At 35.6% G+C, this 15386-nt stretch carries 20 protein-coding genes and 1 pseudogene; all 21 read right to left on the bottom strand.

Annotated elements, in window-relative coordinates; all coding sequences use genetic code 11:
• Window positions 1–111: 111 nt before the first annotated feature.
• Window positions 112–555 (bottom strand): hypothetical protein, encoded by a 444-nt coding sequence (locus CXF85_RS21140; RefSeq protein WP_101230636.1) that lies wholly within the window; start codon window positions 553–555, stop codon window positions 112–114.
• 117 nt (window positions 556–672) lie between these two features.
• On the bottom strand, window positions 673–2220 hold the full coding sequence (locus tag CXF85_RS21135; RefSeq protein WP_101230635.1) for an immunoglobulin-like domain-containing protein: 1548 nt from the start codon (window positions 2218–2220) through the stop codon (window positions 673–675).
• A gap of 139 nt (window positions 2221–2359) precedes the next feature.
• Window positions 2360–2623 carry a helix-turn-helix domain-containing protein gene (locus CXF85_RS23435; RefSeq protein WP_442871887.1) on the bottom strand — a complete coding sequence of 88 codons (264 nt, stop codon included), beginning with the start codon at window positions 2621–2623 and terminating at the stop codon, window positions 2360–2362.
• Between the two features lie 205 nt (window positions 2624–2828).
• Window positions 2829–3125: a hypothetical protein gene (locus CXF85_RS21125; protein ID WP_101230634.1), complete on the bottom strand. Its 297-nt coding sequence runs from the start codon at window positions 3123–3125 to the stop codon at window positions 2829–2831.
• Between the two features lie 142 nt (window positions 3126–3267).
• A pseudogene (locus tag CXF85_RS21120) lies at window positions 3268–4439 on the bottom strand (IS3 family transposase).
• Window positions 4440–4452: 13 nt separating this feature from the next.
• Window positions 4453–5037, bottom strand: coding sequence for a hypothetical protein (locus tag CXF85_RS21115; protein WP_157829156.1), 585 nt, complete (start codon window positions 5035–5037; stop codon window positions 4453–4455).
• A 143-nt stretch (window positions 5038–5180) separates the two neighbouring features.
• A complete protein-coding gene (locus tag CXF85_RS21110; protein WP_101230632.1) occupies window positions 5181–5732 on the bottom strand; it encodes an outer membrane beta-barrel protein in 552 nt (183 codons plus the stop codon).
• A 157-nt stretch (window positions 5733–5889) separates the two neighbouring features.
• Window positions 5890–6255 (bottom strand): hypothetical protein, encoded by a 366-nt coding sequence (locus tag CXF85_RS21105; RefSeq protein ID WP_101230631.1) that lies wholly within the window; start codon window positions 6253–6255, stop codon window positions 5890–5892.
• 121 nt (window positions 6256–6376) lie between these two features.
• Entirely contained in the window at window positions 6377–6883 is a 507-nt protein-coding gene (locus CXF85_RS21100) for a GNAT family N-acetyltransferase (protein ID WP_232771297.1), read from the bottom strand.
• A 127-nt stretch (window positions 6884–7010) separates the two neighbouring features.
• A complete protein-coding gene (locus CXF85_RS21095; protein WP_101230629.1) occupies window positions 7011–7358 on the bottom strand; it encodes a hypothetical protein in 348 nt (115 codons plus the stop codon).
• Window positions 7359–7487: 129 nt separating this feature from the next.
• Entirely contained in the window at window positions 7488–8516 is a 1029-nt protein-coding gene (locus CXF85_RS21090) for an acyltransferase family protein (RefSeq protein ID WP_101230628.1), read from the bottom strand.
• Window positions 8517–8640: 124 nt separating this feature from the next.
• The gene (locus CXF85_RS21085) at window positions 8641–9093 is read right to left on the bottom strand and encodes a DUF2306 domain-containing protein (protein ID WP_101230627.1); all 453 of its coding nucleotides are present in this window, start codon (window positions 9091–9093) and stop codon (window positions 8641–8643) included.
• A gap of 544 nt (window positions 9094–9637) precedes the next feature.
• Entirely contained in the window at window positions 9638–9886 is a 249-nt protein-coding gene (locus CXF85_RS21080; RefSeq protein WP_101230923.1) for a DUF4282 domain-containing protein, read from the bottom strand.
• A 553-nt stretch (window positions 9887–10439) separates the two neighbouring features.
• Window positions 10440–10790, bottom strand: coding sequence for a hypothetical protein (locus tag CXF85_RS21075; RefSeq protein WP_101230626.1), 351 nt, complete (start codon window positions 10788–10790; stop codon window positions 10440–10442).
• Between the two features lie 109 nt (window positions 10791–10899).
• Window positions 10900–11298: a hypothetical protein gene (locus CXF85_RS21070; RefSeq protein WP_101230625.1), complete on the bottom strand. Its 399-nt coding sequence runs from the start codon at window positions 11296–11298 to the stop codon at window positions 10900–10902.
• Between the two features lie 110 nt (window positions 11299–11408).
• Window positions 11409–11945: a hypothetical protein gene (locus tag CXF85_RS21065; RefSeq protein WP_101230624.1), complete on the bottom strand. Its 537-nt coding sequence runs from the start codon at window positions 11943–11945 to the stop codon at window positions 11409–11411.
• 108 nt (window positions 11946–12053) lie between these two features.
• Window positions 12054–12512, bottom strand: coding sequence for an energy transducer TonB (locus tag CXF85_RS21060; protein WP_101230623.1), 459 nt, complete (start codon window positions 12510–12512; stop codon window positions 12054–12056).
• Between the two features lie 446 nt (window positions 12513–12958).
• Entirely contained in the window at window positions 12959–13342 is a 384-nt protein-coding gene (locus CXF85_RS21050; RefSeq protein WP_101230621.1) for a hypothetical protein, read from the bottom strand.
• 214 nt (window positions 13343–13556) lie between these two features.
• Window positions 13557–13757: a hypothetical protein gene (locus CXF85_RS21045; RefSeq protein WP_198555726.1), complete on the bottom strand. Its 201-nt coding sequence runs from the start codon at window positions 13755–13757 to the stop codon at window positions 13557–13559.
• Window positions 13758–13865: 108 nt separating this feature from the next.
• Complete coding sequence (locus tag CXF85_RS21040) at window positions 13866–14366, bottom strand: GNAT family N-acetyltransferase (protein ID WP_101230921.1); 501 nt, start codon at window positions 14364–14366, stop codon at window positions 13866–13868.
• Between the two features lie 111 nt (window positions 14367–14477).
• Window positions 14478–14996, bottom strand: coding sequence for a GrpB family protein (locus CXF85_RS21035; protein ID WP_101230620.1), 519 nt, complete (start codon window positions 14994–14996; stop codon window positions 14478–14480).
• Window positions 14997–15386: the final 390 nt, after the last annotated feature.

Below are 15386 nucleotides of genomic sequence, written 5' to 3'. Positions count from 1 at the left end.
TCCATATTAACGGGCTAAGTAATGGTTGGCTAAAATGTGAGGCGGAGCGGAACCAGCCAACAATAAATTTGTCCCGCTTGAACAACTTGTTATAAATGCCGAATTCATATACTAACTTCTTAACTGAGACGTAATAGAGTCTTTAACTGATTTTTCATAGTTACCAACTAAATCGAGACAAATATCTTTTGTACAATAGGAAACAAATTTAAATCTTTCTCCGTCCTTACTTTCAATAAATAATTCATAAAGTGTATATGATTTAAACTTAGTTTTATTCACATCAACTTTAGCTGAACCATCATCAAAATCGGCGACTATATCCATATCATTTAGACGAAAATCCATATAGTAACTACCATTTGTCGCATTCTTGCAAGAATAGCCAACCGAGAATTTTTCTGGTTCTGTTTTTAATCGTTGTAGTTTGACTTGAGCTTCACAGTCAATTGACAAAGTTAATTTATCTGGGAGTATATTAACAACAACGCCCTTTTCAGCCATTGCAGTGGATTGAAAAGTAATAAATAGTAATATTATGCTGAGAGTTTTCATCGAACCATCCTTGTATTTATAACGCCGCAATAAGCGGCAAATTGCAATTGGCTAAAATGTTTGAGGAACGAACAAAAAGCCAATTGTAAATTTTTATCTACCCCGAATACAACAACCCTAATTGTTTGGTAAACGTTGTGACATTAACCATGTATATATATTTTCATCAAAAGGATCGCTTAATTCCGAAAATCCGAACATACCCGTTAACTCTAATACTCTTTGATGGCTTGCATGGCCTCCATCATCAAACAAGGTTAATTTAGCATGCTGTTTAGGATCACATTTATTAAAAGATTTTATTGATTTTTTCGCATCATCAGCATCTACTGTTGTATCATCCGCACCATGAAAAGCCCAAACAGCAACTTCCTTAGCATTGCATATATTTGCTAGTGATTCAGGAAAAACAGTGCCCGCAAGGGGTAAAATGGCAGCGATTTTTGTAGGGTATTTAATTGCATACTCCCACGAAATATAACCTCCCGCACTAAAGCCGCCCATATAAATACGAGTAGGATCTACTTGATAGTTTTTAATGGCATAATCTACAAATGCATCAATGCTAGCGATATCAGATTTAAAAAATGAACGTTGAGGAGACAACACAATAAGAGGCGAGTTAGTATTCCAATGCCCTCTCATTGCTATTCTAGCAGGACCACCGCCCCACCAATTGGCAAGTTGAAAGAGAGACGTTTGTCTAGACAAATCCATTGAAGCAGCTTCGCCGCCTGCACCATGATGGTAAATAAATAGAGGATATTTTTTTGTTAAATCTTTACCGTACTGAGCAGGGATTTGCTCAATATAGCCTAAATGTGAACTTGTGCTTCCTACAGGGCGTAGCGAATATTTAATAGGTTTCTTACCCGTAATTCTAAGCATTCTGCTTATAGGCTCGGCTTGTCTACCTTGACTATCCTTGACTTCATATGTGATAAGGTAATCGCCGAGGTTATTCGTTTCAGGTAAACCTTTTATTTCCAGCTTATCTGACAGAGCTTTACCGTTATGATCAATGGCCGTAGCACCTTCTTCTGAATATTCATTAAATGAAGACACAACATTAATTTTATTACCATTTAAACGTATTCTTGGTTTAAGCGGCTCACTTTTGTAATTAGGTATTTCTGTTTCCCAATAACCTGAATCTGTATTACCTATTTCTTCGGATTTATCGTTCCAGTTCCTAATGACTAATTTTACAAATAATGGTTTATTTCTTACGGTAAGCACTCTATTTCCAATACGGCGACCCCGTTCATCTACTTCCCCAAAATCCCAAGAACCACGAGTAACTTTAAACTGTAAAACACTGCCGGCATCCTCTTCGACTGTTAATTGATATTTATTATCTTCGATTTTATTAAATTTATATTTATTACTGTTACCACCTGACCAATCGTCAAATGTTCCTGATAAATAAATACTCGAATTTACAGGTGTATTAAGTGGTGTTTCAAGTAAAAAAGTTACTTGGGTGCGACCATCATATTCTTTTCCATCATTAGATAAAGAACTTGGCTGTAGGGGTGGAAGATTGGATATTGGAGTACTTCTTGATGTATTACTTAGAGTAATAGAGTTATTACAAGCACCTAAACTAACAATAATTAATACGACAAAAATTAATGTTGATAAAAAAGAGATTCTTCCTGACATTTATAATTCATCCATGTGTGAAATCTACACCTAAATTGCCCAGGCATATAACGCCTAAATAACAGGCTAAGTAATGGTTAGTTAAAATACGCGACGCAGGAGCAAAATCAACAGTTTTTTGTCCTTTTTTAACAACTTGTTAGCCACCCAATACACCTAATATCCAAACATGGTAATTTGACAGCCTAACTTGATAAGCAGTAGTACCATACAAACCACCTTTAAAAGTAGATATATCGCCATACCCTAATTGCCAACTTGATAAACCGACAAGAAAAGCGACACCTGTGTTTTCAATACGTTGAATTGTCCTTAAACTTAGTCCTGATACATCCCCTAGCTGAGTTTGGCTCCAAGCTCTATTATTTCTTTGGGTTTTAATCACATTTATATTTATTTGCATTTCCATTGTTAAATTCCTCCTAATTAAAGTTGCCAATAATATGGAGAGAATTTACCTTTTTGTATACGTTAAGAGTGTGACATTCATATGCCAAGCCTATGACATGTCGGCATAACGCCGGAATAAGCGGCAAATTGCAGTAGGCTAAAATGGTTGAGGAACGAACAAAAAGCCAATTGTAATTTATCCGACTTGAAAACCCTTGTTATGTGTTTGACTCAGTATCTTCTGTACTAATTAAAACTAACCTAAACTCTCCGAAATTTTTGCCTAAAACCATTTTAAGAGGAATAACCGATATACCTAAACCAATTAAGAAGCCTATTGGTTGGACTATCATTTTAATTGTTTCAGTCGGAACGCCAATAATACCTAAAATTAAGCCAAGTATAAATCCAACAATTGCCCCTATAACTATTGCACCCAAAATTGCTAAAAGGTTACGCCAAAGAAATGACCACCAAATTCGTACAACTCTATCCCAAGTGATTTCCAATTCCATTTTTGTACTCCATACTTCGATTAATGATGAACACATAACGCCCTGTTAAGAGGCAAAATTTAGTTGGCTAAAATGTCGAGCGGAGCGAAAACAGCCAACTGTAAATTTTGATCTACCCCCGATAAAACGGACACATTTTATTTTACGCTGCCAGGGCTTCATATTCTATTGGAGAACAATAGTTTACCTGAATGCATCCTCGAAACATTGTAGTAATTGTTAATGTAACTTCCAAGTGTTCCACGCAGTTCTTTATCACTTTTAAACACATTACCTCGAATCACTTCTACCTTCATTGAATGGAAAAATGACTCCATATGCGCATTATCAGTACATTTACCCGCTCTGCTTAAGCTATGTGTAATACCGCTTCGTTTTAAAACCGCTTGATAAACATGGCCTCGATACTCAACACCTCTGTCGGTATGCAGCATTAAACCATCTTGGGGTTTTCGTTTCTTAACCGCATTTTTTAACGTTCACTTTGTGACTTCCATCGTCCTATTTTTATCTAAAATCCAACTAATAATACGCCGTGAATATAAATCCATTATGACCGACAAATAACGCCATTCACTTTCAAATACGTGACATCTGCCACCCACACTTTATCTTTAGCCAATGGCACTTCACCATCAGGCCTTAAGTTCGTACCTGTAGTAAGAAAGCGTTTATAAAATGCAGAGCGTGTAGTCACGCGCATCACTCTAGCAACCAGTCCAAGCGCTCGATACAACCGTTCTACACGCTTTTTTCCGATGTTGTATCCTTGCTTTTGTAAGGCCTTAAATATTCGTGGACTGCCATATCGTCCTTTATTTTCGGTGAATATTTGCTGAATTTTCTGTTTAAGTTCAACATCCTCTATCGTACGGGCACTGGGTTGTCGCTCACGCCAATCGTAATAGCCACTTTTAGATACATCAAAAAACTCCAGTAACCTAACAACTTTTATGTCGGGTCTTAGTTTTTTGATGAATCGATATCGGCTTGATGTTCCTCGGCAAGAAACCGTTGCCACTTTTTTAGGATATACAGCTCCTCCTTGAGTTGTTTATTTTCACGTTCAAGTTGTTGCTCTTTAGTGAGTACTTTTTTGGCTTTCGATTGCCCAGCTACTTTTTTACGTTTATCAGCCACAATTATTCCTTCGCGATATTCTTTTCGCCATCGTGACAGCATAAACGGGTGTATGTCGAGTTTTTCAGAGACAGTTTTGATTGTAACGCCGACAACAAAACTCAGTTGAACACCATTAACTTTGAACTCATTTGAATATTTCCAAGTTCGTCTTGGATTATTGTATTTGGGCATAGACACCTCATCTTTAGTTAGATTTTGGTGTCCGTTTTATCGGGGGAAGATGATTGTCCTGCTTTAACGACTTGATATATACCTGTTGATTGAATCTTTCTTTGATTTCTTCTTTTGTAAAAACTTTATCGAAATCAATTTCAACAAATAAATTTGGCATACCCTTATTGATATAAGAATATTCATTTTTGCCAAATAATACTCCTTTAATTTTATGGTCTACTATGACTTTAGATATAAGAGTGCCTTTTGACTTTTCTGAATCATATTCCATTGAGTTTGAGTGAATTTTTAATGATGCAATGAATGAATCATTGTTAACTTCGAGTATATTTAGAGAACTACGATATTTATTCATTTTTGAAGGATCTATATGAAGTCCATTATTCGTAACAACTGTAAATTGCCCGCTTGTTCTTCTGAAGTAACTAATGATTTTTTGATTAGTACTAGTTTCGAAATCAGTGTAAGAGGAAAAGCCACTACCACTTGGTTCTTTCAGGGTAAGTTGAACACGACCTTTATAATTTTTATCTTCAGCGAATGCTATATTGCTGATGCCCAAGGTTAAAATCATAATCAAAAATTTATTGTTCATCTGAACCCCTTTGGGCATATAACGCCCTGTTAAGGGGCAAAATTCAGTTGGCTAAAATAGGTGAACGGAGTGAACAAAAAGCCAACTGTATTTTGTCCTTCTTGAAATTCTTGTTATGTTTTTTAACCACTGATTAGTAGTATTTAGAACATATAACTGAAATTAAAAGAAACGCCTGTTGAAGTGATAACGGCCATATCCTGTAATGAAAGCTCAATGCCTAAACCGAAGCCATTATATGCTCTAAAATCAAAACCTGTAGCTATCAATGGCCCGATACCGTTATCAGTTACGTTAGCTTGATTAGCTCCGGAAAGCTCTAAATCATAATAATTTACGCCCAACTTCCCAAACACTGACCAACGATTATTTAGAGGGTGTGAACCTTTGATATTTAAAATGTAACTGGTGTAACTTAAAGTACGTAGTTCCGGACAGGTCACAATACACAACTCCGTTCCGTTACCAAATATTAACCCCGTATTTATCGACCAAGTTGAGTTATATTGATAACCATAGGTAAGCCTAACAATGGACTCAGTATCCAGTTCTTCCTCAAAGTTTTCTGGGTCAATTGAACCTAGGCCTAAATCAATTCCAAAGATATGATTCTTTCCGTTACTGCTAATATATTCTACAGCGAAACATGGACTGGTACTAATAAGTAATACTAGTGTGATAAATATTATTTTCATGTATCTTCCTTGATTGAAATTATTCTTCGTGTATTTCAAGTGACACAAACAAGAGGCCAATTTAAAAACATAACGCCTAATTAACAGGTAAAAAATTATTAGCTAAAATAAGTGAACGTAGTGAACAAAAAGCCAACTGTTTTTTGTCCTTGTTTAATTACTTATATGTAATTAGATAAGCCATACCATTACAGTCAATCTTGGTATGACAACTGGCAGTAGTTCTGTTAACCAAACAAGAATCAAAAACTAAAGCATTACCGCCTAACTTCTGAGTTTTTACTTTTAAGTCAGCAATTAAAGCTTCTTTACTAGGTTTATAGTCCCGTATATCTTTTTGGCAAAACCTTGCTTCTACATGACCCACTTGTGAAGCACCTAACTTCCATACTTCAGAGTTGGTATATCTTTTTACGACACTTTCTCTAATTTTATTTTCAGCATAAATGCCAGCATTAGAATTAAATGTAGCTGTTGAGCAGCCATTCAAAAGAAAACATATGATTAACACCAAAAATTTCATGCAAACTCCATTTACATATAACGCCTCATTAAGAGGAAATTTATAGTTGGCTAAAATGTTGAACGCAGTGAAAACAGCCAACTGTAAATTTTCCTGCTTTAATGCCTTGTTATATCTCGTTTTATAGAGCCACTTGATAGATGTCGACTTTAAAACCACGAAATACAGAAGATTTAATGAATTGAAAGCCTGTTCTGTTTACGACTTTAACAGAGCTAACATTATCCGATTCTATTAGCGCGTGTACCGATTTAAGCTTTAAGGAATTTTTAGCAAAATGTAATACACCAAATGCAGACTCAACAGCATAACCTTTACCTTGTTGGTCAGTGGCAAGACGATAATTGATATGTATAACATCATCAGTGTCCACTTTATGCTTATTAAGACCACACACACCAACAAACTCACTAGTTATAGAGTTATAAATTGCCCAATGCCCATAACCATTTAAGTCATATTGATTTTTGCAATTAGCTATATAATCATAAATCTGTTCTTCTGTATGAACACCTACTGTCGAATATTCCATTACTATAGGATCAGCTAACACTTTTGATAGGTTTATAGCATCCTCATTCGTAATTTGACGAATACTTAACCTCTCAGTTTCAACAATAGTCAACACAAACTCCTAGAGATATAACGCCGTTTTAAGCGGCAAATTGCAGTTGGCTAAAATAAGTGAGGCACGAACAAAAAGCCAACTGTAATTTGTCCGACTTGAAAACCCTTGTTAGGTTTTATCCCGCACTTTAATGAACTGCCGACTGAATAACGTACCAGTTTCCATTTTTTTTATATACGTCAAACTCGATCACAGCATCCCGCTTTTCATAAATACCTTTCCAAACGAGCCTGAAAATATCTAAACCATCGAAACTAAAATTTCTTAACGTACATAGAAACTCGTAGCCCGTATTCATGCCGTTCCTTTCATGCATACCCTTGATGTCATCTGAAAACCTCTCTCTCGAAAAGTTAACAAGGTACTTTTCTTCGTATCGCTTCGTATACAAGTCGAAGTTTTCCGTGTCATCTGCTTCCAGCATTTCTTTCAGATATTTTTCGGCGATTACCAGAACTTCAGAAGAATCCGTCATATTTCCATCCTTGTATTTAATTTCTTTTTTGCTTCGCCTACCACCACACTTTTTTAAAACCTAACGCCCATTTAAGGGGCTGATAATTGTTTGCTTAAATTGTGTAGCGAAGCGAAACCGAGCAAACTGTTAGCAGTCCCGCTTGAAATTCTTGTTAGATGCTATGTTACGTATGAAGCTAGCAACAGGCTTTTCAAAATATTTAAATGATACAAATGCTATTGAAACAGTTAAACCAAAAGATAATATTAATTTCAATTCAACGCTTAAATTGAGCTTGTTTACAAAAATAATAATTGGCATGTGTAGCAAATATAATGAATAAGATATTTTTCCTAAGAAGTCACCGAACCTATTAGCTAATAGTACATTGTTATCAGGAACCAAGAACACAATGCAAAAGAATACGGAACTCATTACAAGTAATACTTCATAGCTTAACCACATTCTATGCTTAGCGTCAGACGTAATAGACGTAAGCTCTGGATACATTGCAGGAATTAAAAGTAATACTAGAATAAACCAGTGCTTTCTAAGGTAGCTTGGTATCTTTATGGACTTAAAATGCATCCCAAAAATAACCCCAATAAAAAAGTAAGGTAGGCTTCGTAGTGTATTAAATAAGTTATATGGAATTCCGCTTAAGTCACCATTTATTCGGGGGAAGTTCATAAAAAACAGTAAGATCATTACAGCTATGATTGAAAAATAAATATAACCAGGCCTGCTCTTTGAGAAAGACCAAAATATAATAAATACGAAGTAAAACTGTATTTCTGGTGGAATTGACCAAAGTACACTTTCACCATATAAAAATAATAGATGACCTATTAGTGTATTGACATCAGGAATGCTGTAGAGAGTGTCATTGCCAGCTAAAGATAATATGTATGAGCTGAGTACAACAACGAAGAACAATGGAGCTACTCTTGCAGCTCTCGCTAGTAGGTAACGTTTGACATTAATTTTATTGAATTCTTGAGATAGATAAAGGTAAGACATTAAAAAGCCGCTTAATAAGAAGAACAGCATTACACCGTATGCTCCAGAGCCTCCACCTAACATACCATCAAGCCAATTTGTTATATCGCTAAAATGTGTAATAAAAACAATAAATGCTGCTAGTCCACGTAAGGCGTTTAATTTTCTAACTTCCAACAGAAACTCCAAACTTGAACATCGTATGCATCTAACGCCCTGTTAACAGGCAATAAAATAGTTGGTTAAAATAAGCGACGAAGGAGCAAAAACCAACTGTTTTTTGTCCTTGTTTAACAGCTTGTTATATACCGATCACTCTCAACTTTTTACCTTGCTTTTCTATTAAATAAGTTGAAATACCAAAAACAACAGCAATGGAAATGAATGCTGCTTCATTTGGTAGAAAGCCAAAGCTTAATGGAATTCTGGCAAGTGCCGCAGCAAGTACACCAACATAAGCGTACGACATGAAATAGTAATGATTAATTAGCCAATTTTTGTTTGGTTTTTTGGTTGCATAATAATAGCCCAAAAGCACCCAAACTAAATTCCATAATGCTAAAGGTTGAAAAAATGTAAATCCATATTTAGGCCATAGAGCAAATGCAGTAATATTTACTAACACCATACACGCAATAAATAATTTTCCTAACCTAGTGTGAAGCACGTCACCTTTCCTGCGGGCTAAAACTATAGCTCCACTTAGAGTGGCAGTGACAGCAAGAGTAACGTGAGTTATTGAGATGAAATCCATATCCTATCCTTAGGTATATAACGCCCCAATAAGAGGCTAAAAATGGTTGGCTAAAATAGTGAGGCACGAACGGCAGCCAACTTTTTTTAGTCCTGCTTGATTGGCTTGTTAGATTTTGACCTACATGGCAAACACTAAACGAAACCAAACATACAAACGGTTACGGGATGGAATGAGTAGGATTAAAAAATATCCCCACGACACGCCAAACCTTGAATTTTGAGCCACTCGCCAAACTAAATGTAGCGAATGCTTTGAAACTTATTATTACCGCTAAACTTTACTGAGCGATAACTAAAAAAATTCGTTGGCGAAAACTGATTAACCAAAAGCTGAAACAGAATTTACGCCGAATAACTTACCACAACAACGAACCGAAACAAGCGCCTTACCCATTTAATAAATACAAACGGTAATAAATATACGCGTTTGAATTCGTGGGGAAATATAACGCCCAAATAACAGGCTTAAAATTGTTTGTTAAAATTTTGAGGGACGAAAAACAACAAACTGTTTTAAGTCCTAGTTGATTTGCTTGTTAGGCTTATTCAGATTTATTAGCAATTTTTTGTAAATTCTCATTAATTTTAAATAAAACAATTAGTAACTCACACCAAATTCTTGAACCAATGGCCCCAAAAACAATAATTGCACAACCAGTTAGATTCCCATCTTCACCTTGTGTGTACCTTACGGCCAAAGCTGAAAATAAAGCTCCCAGAAGCATTAGCCAATACACGAATGTGATAATTTTAGGGGTTAGCATTGAATCGAAAAAAAACACTTCTTTCACAGGTAAATCCACTTATAAGTAACTCCAATATTGATATACGCGAGGCTAACGGAGTTTTAGGAAGCCTAACGCCCCAATAAGGGGCTAAGTAATAGTTGGCTAAAATGTGTAGCGAAGCGAAACGTAGCCAACTGTTGCGTGTCCCGCTTGATTGCCTTGTTAGTTGCTGCTTGTTAAAAGCACTAACTTTACAATAAGTTACCATGTTTACGGGATAGACGGAAGATACAAAAAACACATCCCCGCACTACACACCTAAACTTGATTTTGAGCCTTAAAAACTAAAGCTTCTTGATCTTAAAACATTGTGAGGCGAAAACTGGGTTGGGCAAAGAAGAAGTGAGTATTTGAAGGCACTTCCATTGCCAAACCAAAGATTGAACCAGACACGAAACTACGTGTTAAACACTAAACTAGCAAATTAATAATACTGATTTAGTGCGTGCAACTAACGCCTAATTAACAGGCAAAAAGTAGTTGGCTAAAATAGGTGAACGGAGTGAACAAAAAGCCAACTGTTTTTTGTCCTTGTTTAATTTCTTGTTAGGTGTATTTACCACCTAGAAACGTCCAAATCACTTGTAACCTGAATACCCAAACGCTCTAAATTGGCGACGACGCTTGAATACACTTGCTTAGATACACTCACTTGAAACTTGCCAAATAAATTTAAACCTGCGAGCTCGTATAATATATCTATCGCCTTGTACTCAAGACTCTTTTCGTCTTCATCTTCGCTAATCGACGAGCGATAATCAGCTTCCCATAAAGCTAAGTCATTTTTAGCTAAATATTTCGGCATATCTACCATAACTTTCAGCATTGACTGTTGGCTACTAGTACAGCCATCAAGCTGTGTTTCTAATTCTGTAGCTAGCTTTGAAACAACCAAACAGAGTGACATCCGTATACACCTAACGCCTTACTAAGCGGCGCGAAATTGTTGGCTAAAATGTGCGAGGAACGAGCGCTAGCCAACTGTTTAGCGTCCGTTTGAGTAACTTGTTATGTGTTTATACCACTTTGTTTTTATTGAAAAAGCTACTGAATAAATAAACTATACCATACCAAGAAATACAACCAACAACATATACAACTATTTCTCGAAAACTGTAAGAAGGGATAGCTCCGCTCCTTAAATCATCTATTGCGCCAATAAATAAACCAACTGAAATTAATGAACCGATGGCTAAACTTATGGAAGTATTGAGGAGCTTAGAAGATAAGGATGTAAAGCATGCTGAAAAGAAACCTAAATAAATGATTATATGAAGCTCAATATAGCGAATGAGTTCAAGTTCATGCTTTTCACCTGCAAAAGGATAAAGTGGTTGTGGCGGTGCTAGAAAATAACCTAATAGCGCACCTAGTAAAGTAGCTACGGGGATTAATAAAACTTTAAATTTACTCATAATTTGAAAAACACATAACGCCACGTTAAGCGGCAAAAAATTGTTGGCTAAAATTGTGAACGGAGTGAAACAGCCAACTGTTTTTTGTCCGTTTGAACGCCTTGTTAGAGTTACGATGCCACCATCGTTTCTTGACCACTTTCTGGATCAATACTCCACTCAAACTTTGTTACCTCATTGCTACCTACTTCTTGAAATATGCTGATAATTTCTTGTGAGGTTAGCCAATAAAGTTTTTTAGTTTTATCTGTGTCAGAAGTAAATAAAACACCATCAAAAATACCCATATCGTTTATAGATATTTGAAAAATATAACTATGAATAAGGCGACTAGCGATAAACCATAAATCTCGTTGTTCAGAATTTAAGACACTGAAATCATATTTTTCATCTAGTTTATGGTTATTAAGCAATGTAACGTATTTATCTTTGTTTGGATGTGACTTTAATACTATCTTCTTATTCTTTAGTTTATCTGTAATTTTTGATGCGTCGAGTAATTTTCTAATTGTATAGAAGCCTAAAAAAATATCCTGTTCTATTTGAACAAAGTGGCGTTCTGATAATTCACAAAGCTCTTCTAATTCTTCAAATTTTTTAGCACTCTCAATAAGTGGTAATTTCCAATATGAGCTTTCGACGATCACGATAATTCCCTAGTAACTCTAACGCTTTGCTAAGCGGAAAATAATGGTTGGCTATAATCGCGAAGCGATGGCCAACTGTTATTTTTCCGTTTAAGCAACTTGTTAGAGCTATAAATTGTGGGACAACCCACACTGACTTTCAGCTTCTTTTTTATTTTTAGACCCACTGACCATGAAGTCTAATTGTATGGTTGTTAAAACAGGTTTTCTATCAACGTTTTTATCCGTTGCTTCCCATTTCCAATTATTTAATGCAGCCGCTGCATATTTATCAAATACACCTTCAGGGTATGACTTTTTGACTTTATACCCACCAGACTTTCCATTAGTCTTAATACCTACAATTAGATCTACACAACCCGATAAACCTTTTCTAGCTGCGCTAATTGGGTATTTAGGCTCTTGTCTTTTTTCTACTACCCAATACTCCTTAATCAAGTCCTTCTTATCATCTAAGGTCAAATCTATATATTGTATTGGTTCTTCAACTGCCATTTCGGCTGTGTCATTCGAAACACATGCCACCAAAAAAACGCTAAAAATTGATAATGTAACTACTTTCCTCATTGCTAACTCCTTATAGCTCTAACGCCTCATTAAGAGGAAATTTATAGTTGGCTAAACTGTTGAACGCAGTGAAAAAAGCCAACTGTAAATTTTCCTGCTTTAATGCCTTGTTAGGTTTAATTACTCATTTGATTCATTATATTTGCGTTTTAAATACTTAATACTTGCATTTAACTCCTTAATTTCGGATTGAGAGGACTCAATAACATTGAGCATTTGTTTTACTCGTTTTGAAATTAAGAAGATGAAAACTGGAACCATGATCCATAGAATCACCAGTATGAAATAAAATAAAACACCGAATATACCAAAACTATTTAAAGCAACATCCATTTGTTAATTCTCCATTTAAACCTAACGCCTAAATAACAGGCAAAAAATTGTTGGCTAAAATTAGCGACGAAGGAGCAAAAGCCAACTGTTTTTTGTCCTTGTTGATTTTCTTGTTAGCTTTTACATACGCTATAGTCAAAACCTTCCATTTTTTTAGGCATTTCATCTACTTGAAAGTAGCCCCAGATAGAAAATAGTATAAGAAATACAGGAACAAATATATGGATGAATGATTTAATATTCGCTCGCCACCCTACAATGATTTTAGTAGGCTGAAGTACCTTTATGCCTTTAGGCGGAAATTGTCCATGCATAAAGCCCTTTATACCAAGTGGCAATGTGAACATACCGATAGAAATAGCACCAAATAAAGGTAAACATACAAGCATAGAGTTCCAGAGTACAGATATTCCAGAATAACCAAAAGGAGTATGACAATGAACAGTATCTACATACCATTCTAAAAATGGGAAAAACCATTTTATACCTACAATCACAACTAAAGCACTAGCTAAAATTAGTAATGCTTTTATTCTAATCTTTTCAGGCTTTGAATATTCTTCAGCGTATTTGATAGACTCTCTCCTTGAGTAAAAGCTAACGCCGTTTTAAGCGGCAAATTGCAGTTGGCTAAAATAAGTGAGGCACGAACAAAAAGCCAACTGTAATTTGTCCGACTTGAAAACCCTTGTTATATGCAATATCAGATACTTACACAAGTTGTAATTGGCTTGGTTCAAAAGTGCCTAGCCATTTATTTGTAGCATCTGGCAATACACATTCAACTTCGTATGCCCTATTATTCTCATGTTCCAAAAGCATAAGGATTGTACCTGTATCTCCTATTTCTGCTTCAGGAACATTTGGATTTAAAGCTATTACCTTTACAACATCGTATTCAGAATATGCCACTTGATTCTCTTTGCATATAACGCCCTCGTTAATGGGCAAAATATTGTTGGCTAAAATGTTGAGGTACGAAACACAGCCAACTGTATTTTGTCCTGATTAAACAGCTTGTTATGCGTATTTAACACTCAAGTCTGTGCAACTTAATTTATTACCATTTAAAGTTATAAAGTTTGTTATTGTGCCAGTTGCCTGGAAGCCAAACTTTTTTAATATATGCATTGATGCAGGATTATTTTCCAGAACCCTAGCTTTCAGCATGGTAATATTAAGTTTACTTTGTGCAATACTCACCAGTTGCGACAAACAATAACTTGCAGCACCCTTTGACGTAAAGTCTTCAGCTACTCTATAGCCGACAAATGCTTCATTTTTTGAAATATCTTTAAGGTTTGCTCGGGCAACTATAGTGTTATTTTGTACTAATACGCCGCTATACCCAGCACCGTTCTCCATTTGTTTAATTAAAGAGTCAATATGATCAGTTATACCTTGTTGTGAGTAGAACGATTTGTCTCTTGGTTCAATTAGTGAATCAAACCACTGCTTGTTTTTTAGTTCAAAATCTAAAAGCAGGTTAGCATGATACCGAGACAGTTTTACAAACTCCATATGAACCTTTTGATACGCATAACGCCCCATTAAGAGGCTTTTAATTGTTGGCTAAAATGTGAAGCGAAGCGGGACCTAGCCAACTGTTAAAAGTCCTGCTTGAATGGCTTGTTAGTTGCCAAACCACTCGATAGCTAGTATTTCATGTTTTTGAATAAAGTTATTTTTTAGTGCCATATAAAAATTAATATCATTACCGCTTTTGGAAACAGCCTCTTTTTTAATAAAGCTATACTCTGACGCAATAATTGGATGTGCAATTAGGTACTCTTTAAATGCTCTATGCCGAAGTAAGTGTAAATCACTGGTTTGAAAAGCATGAACATGATGACTACGTTGATTACCACCTTTTTGAAAGTAGCGTCTACCTGAAATGCCATTTTCACCTTTAACAATGTAACCAAGACCTACAATGTTTTTATTTGCTGAATCCAGTTCTGTAAGGCTTGTAACCTCAATTAAAATATCAATAACAGGTTTTGCCGATAAACCAACAACAGATGTACTACCAATATGTTCGATTTTTACAGCATTGCTTCCAATAGCTTTGGTTAGCATTACTTTTTCAGTTTCAAAAGTTTTACTCCAATTTGGATCGTAGTCAACAACCTCAATAATTCTATTGCTCAAATTGATCTCCATTGGCAACTAACGCCCCATTAAGAGGCTAAAAATGGTTGGCTAAAATAGTGAGGCACGAACGGCAGCCAACTTTTTTTAGTCCTTTTGAATGCCTTGTTATATGCCACGGTGGTTAAACCAACCGTTACATACTTTTATTGCGCCTGTTATAAATACGCCAAGCAGTGAATTTTTGCTACACACAACTGGCTGAACAACATTAATAGTTTTTCCACCTTTGAAAAAGGTAACAAGGGAAAAGCTTATTAGTGTTAAAAACAAACCTACTTTAGCGAAAAAATCTAATTATTTAACGTTCTTAAAGCTAAGTTTTAAAAAGCATATAACGCCCAAATAACAGGCTAAGTAATGGTTGGCTAAAATTGTGTAGCGAAGCGG

The sequence above is a fragment of the Colwellia sp. 75C3 genome (genome assembly GCF_002836255.1).
Classification (GTDB): Bacteria; Pseudomonadota; Gammaproteobacteria; order Enterobacterales; family Alteromonadaceae; genus Colwellia.
Note: the sequence above shows the minus strand (reverse complement) of the source record. Positions and strands in the feature narration are given on the sequence as shown.

Coding starts and splice junctions, on each gene's coding strand:
- CXF85_RS21140 (WP_101230636.1), bottom strand. CDS start 555: ATGAAAACTCTCAGCATAATATTACTATTTATTACTTTTCAATCCACT.
- CXF85_RS21135 (WP_101230635.1), bottom strand. CDS start 2,220: ATGTCAGGAAGAATCTCTTTTTTATCAACATTAATTTTTGTCGTATTA.
- CXF85_RS23435 (WP_442871887.1), bottom strand. CDS start 2,623: ATGCAAATAAATATAAATGTGATTAAAACCCAAAGAAATAATAGAGCT.
- CXF85_RS21125 (WP_101230634.1), bottom strand. CDS start 3,125: ATGGAATTGGAAATCACTTGGGATAGAGTTGTACGAATTTGGTGGTCA.
- CXF85_RS21115 (WP_157829156.1), bottom strand. CDS start 5,037: ATGAACAATAAATTTTTGATTATGATTTTAACCTTGGGCATCAGCAAT.
- CXF85_RS21110 (WP_101230632.1), bottom strand. CDS start 5,732: ATGAAAATAATATTTATCACACTAGTATTACTTATTAGTACCAGTCCA.
- CXF85_RS21105 (WP_101230631.1), bottom strand. CDS start 6,255: ATGAAATTTTTGGTGTTAATCATATGTTTTCTTTTGAATGGCTGCTCA.
- CXF85_RS21095 (WP_101230629.1), bottom strand. CDS start 7,358: ATGACGGATTCTTCTGAAGTTCTGGTAATCGCCGAAAAATATCTGAAA.
- CXF85_RS21085 (WP_101230627.1), bottom strand. CDS start 9,093: ATGGATTTCATCTCAATAACTCACGTTACTCTTGCTGTCACTGCCACT.
- CXF85_RS21075 (WP_101230626.1), bottom strand. CDS start 10,790: ATGTCACTCTGTTTGGTTGTTTCAAAGCTAGCTACAGAATTAGAAACA.
- CXF85_RS21070 (WP_101230625.1), bottom strand. CDS start 11,298: ATGAGTAAATTTAAAGTTTTATTAATCCCCGTAGCTACTTTACTAGGT.
- CXF85_RS21060 (WP_101230623.1), bottom strand. CDS start 12,512: ATGAGGAAAGTAGTTACATTATCAATTTTTAGCGTTTTTTTGGTGGCA.
- CXF85_RS21040 (WP_101230921.1), bottom strand. CDS start 14,366: ATGGAGTTTGTAAAACTGTCTCGGTATCATGCTAACCTGCTTTTAGAT.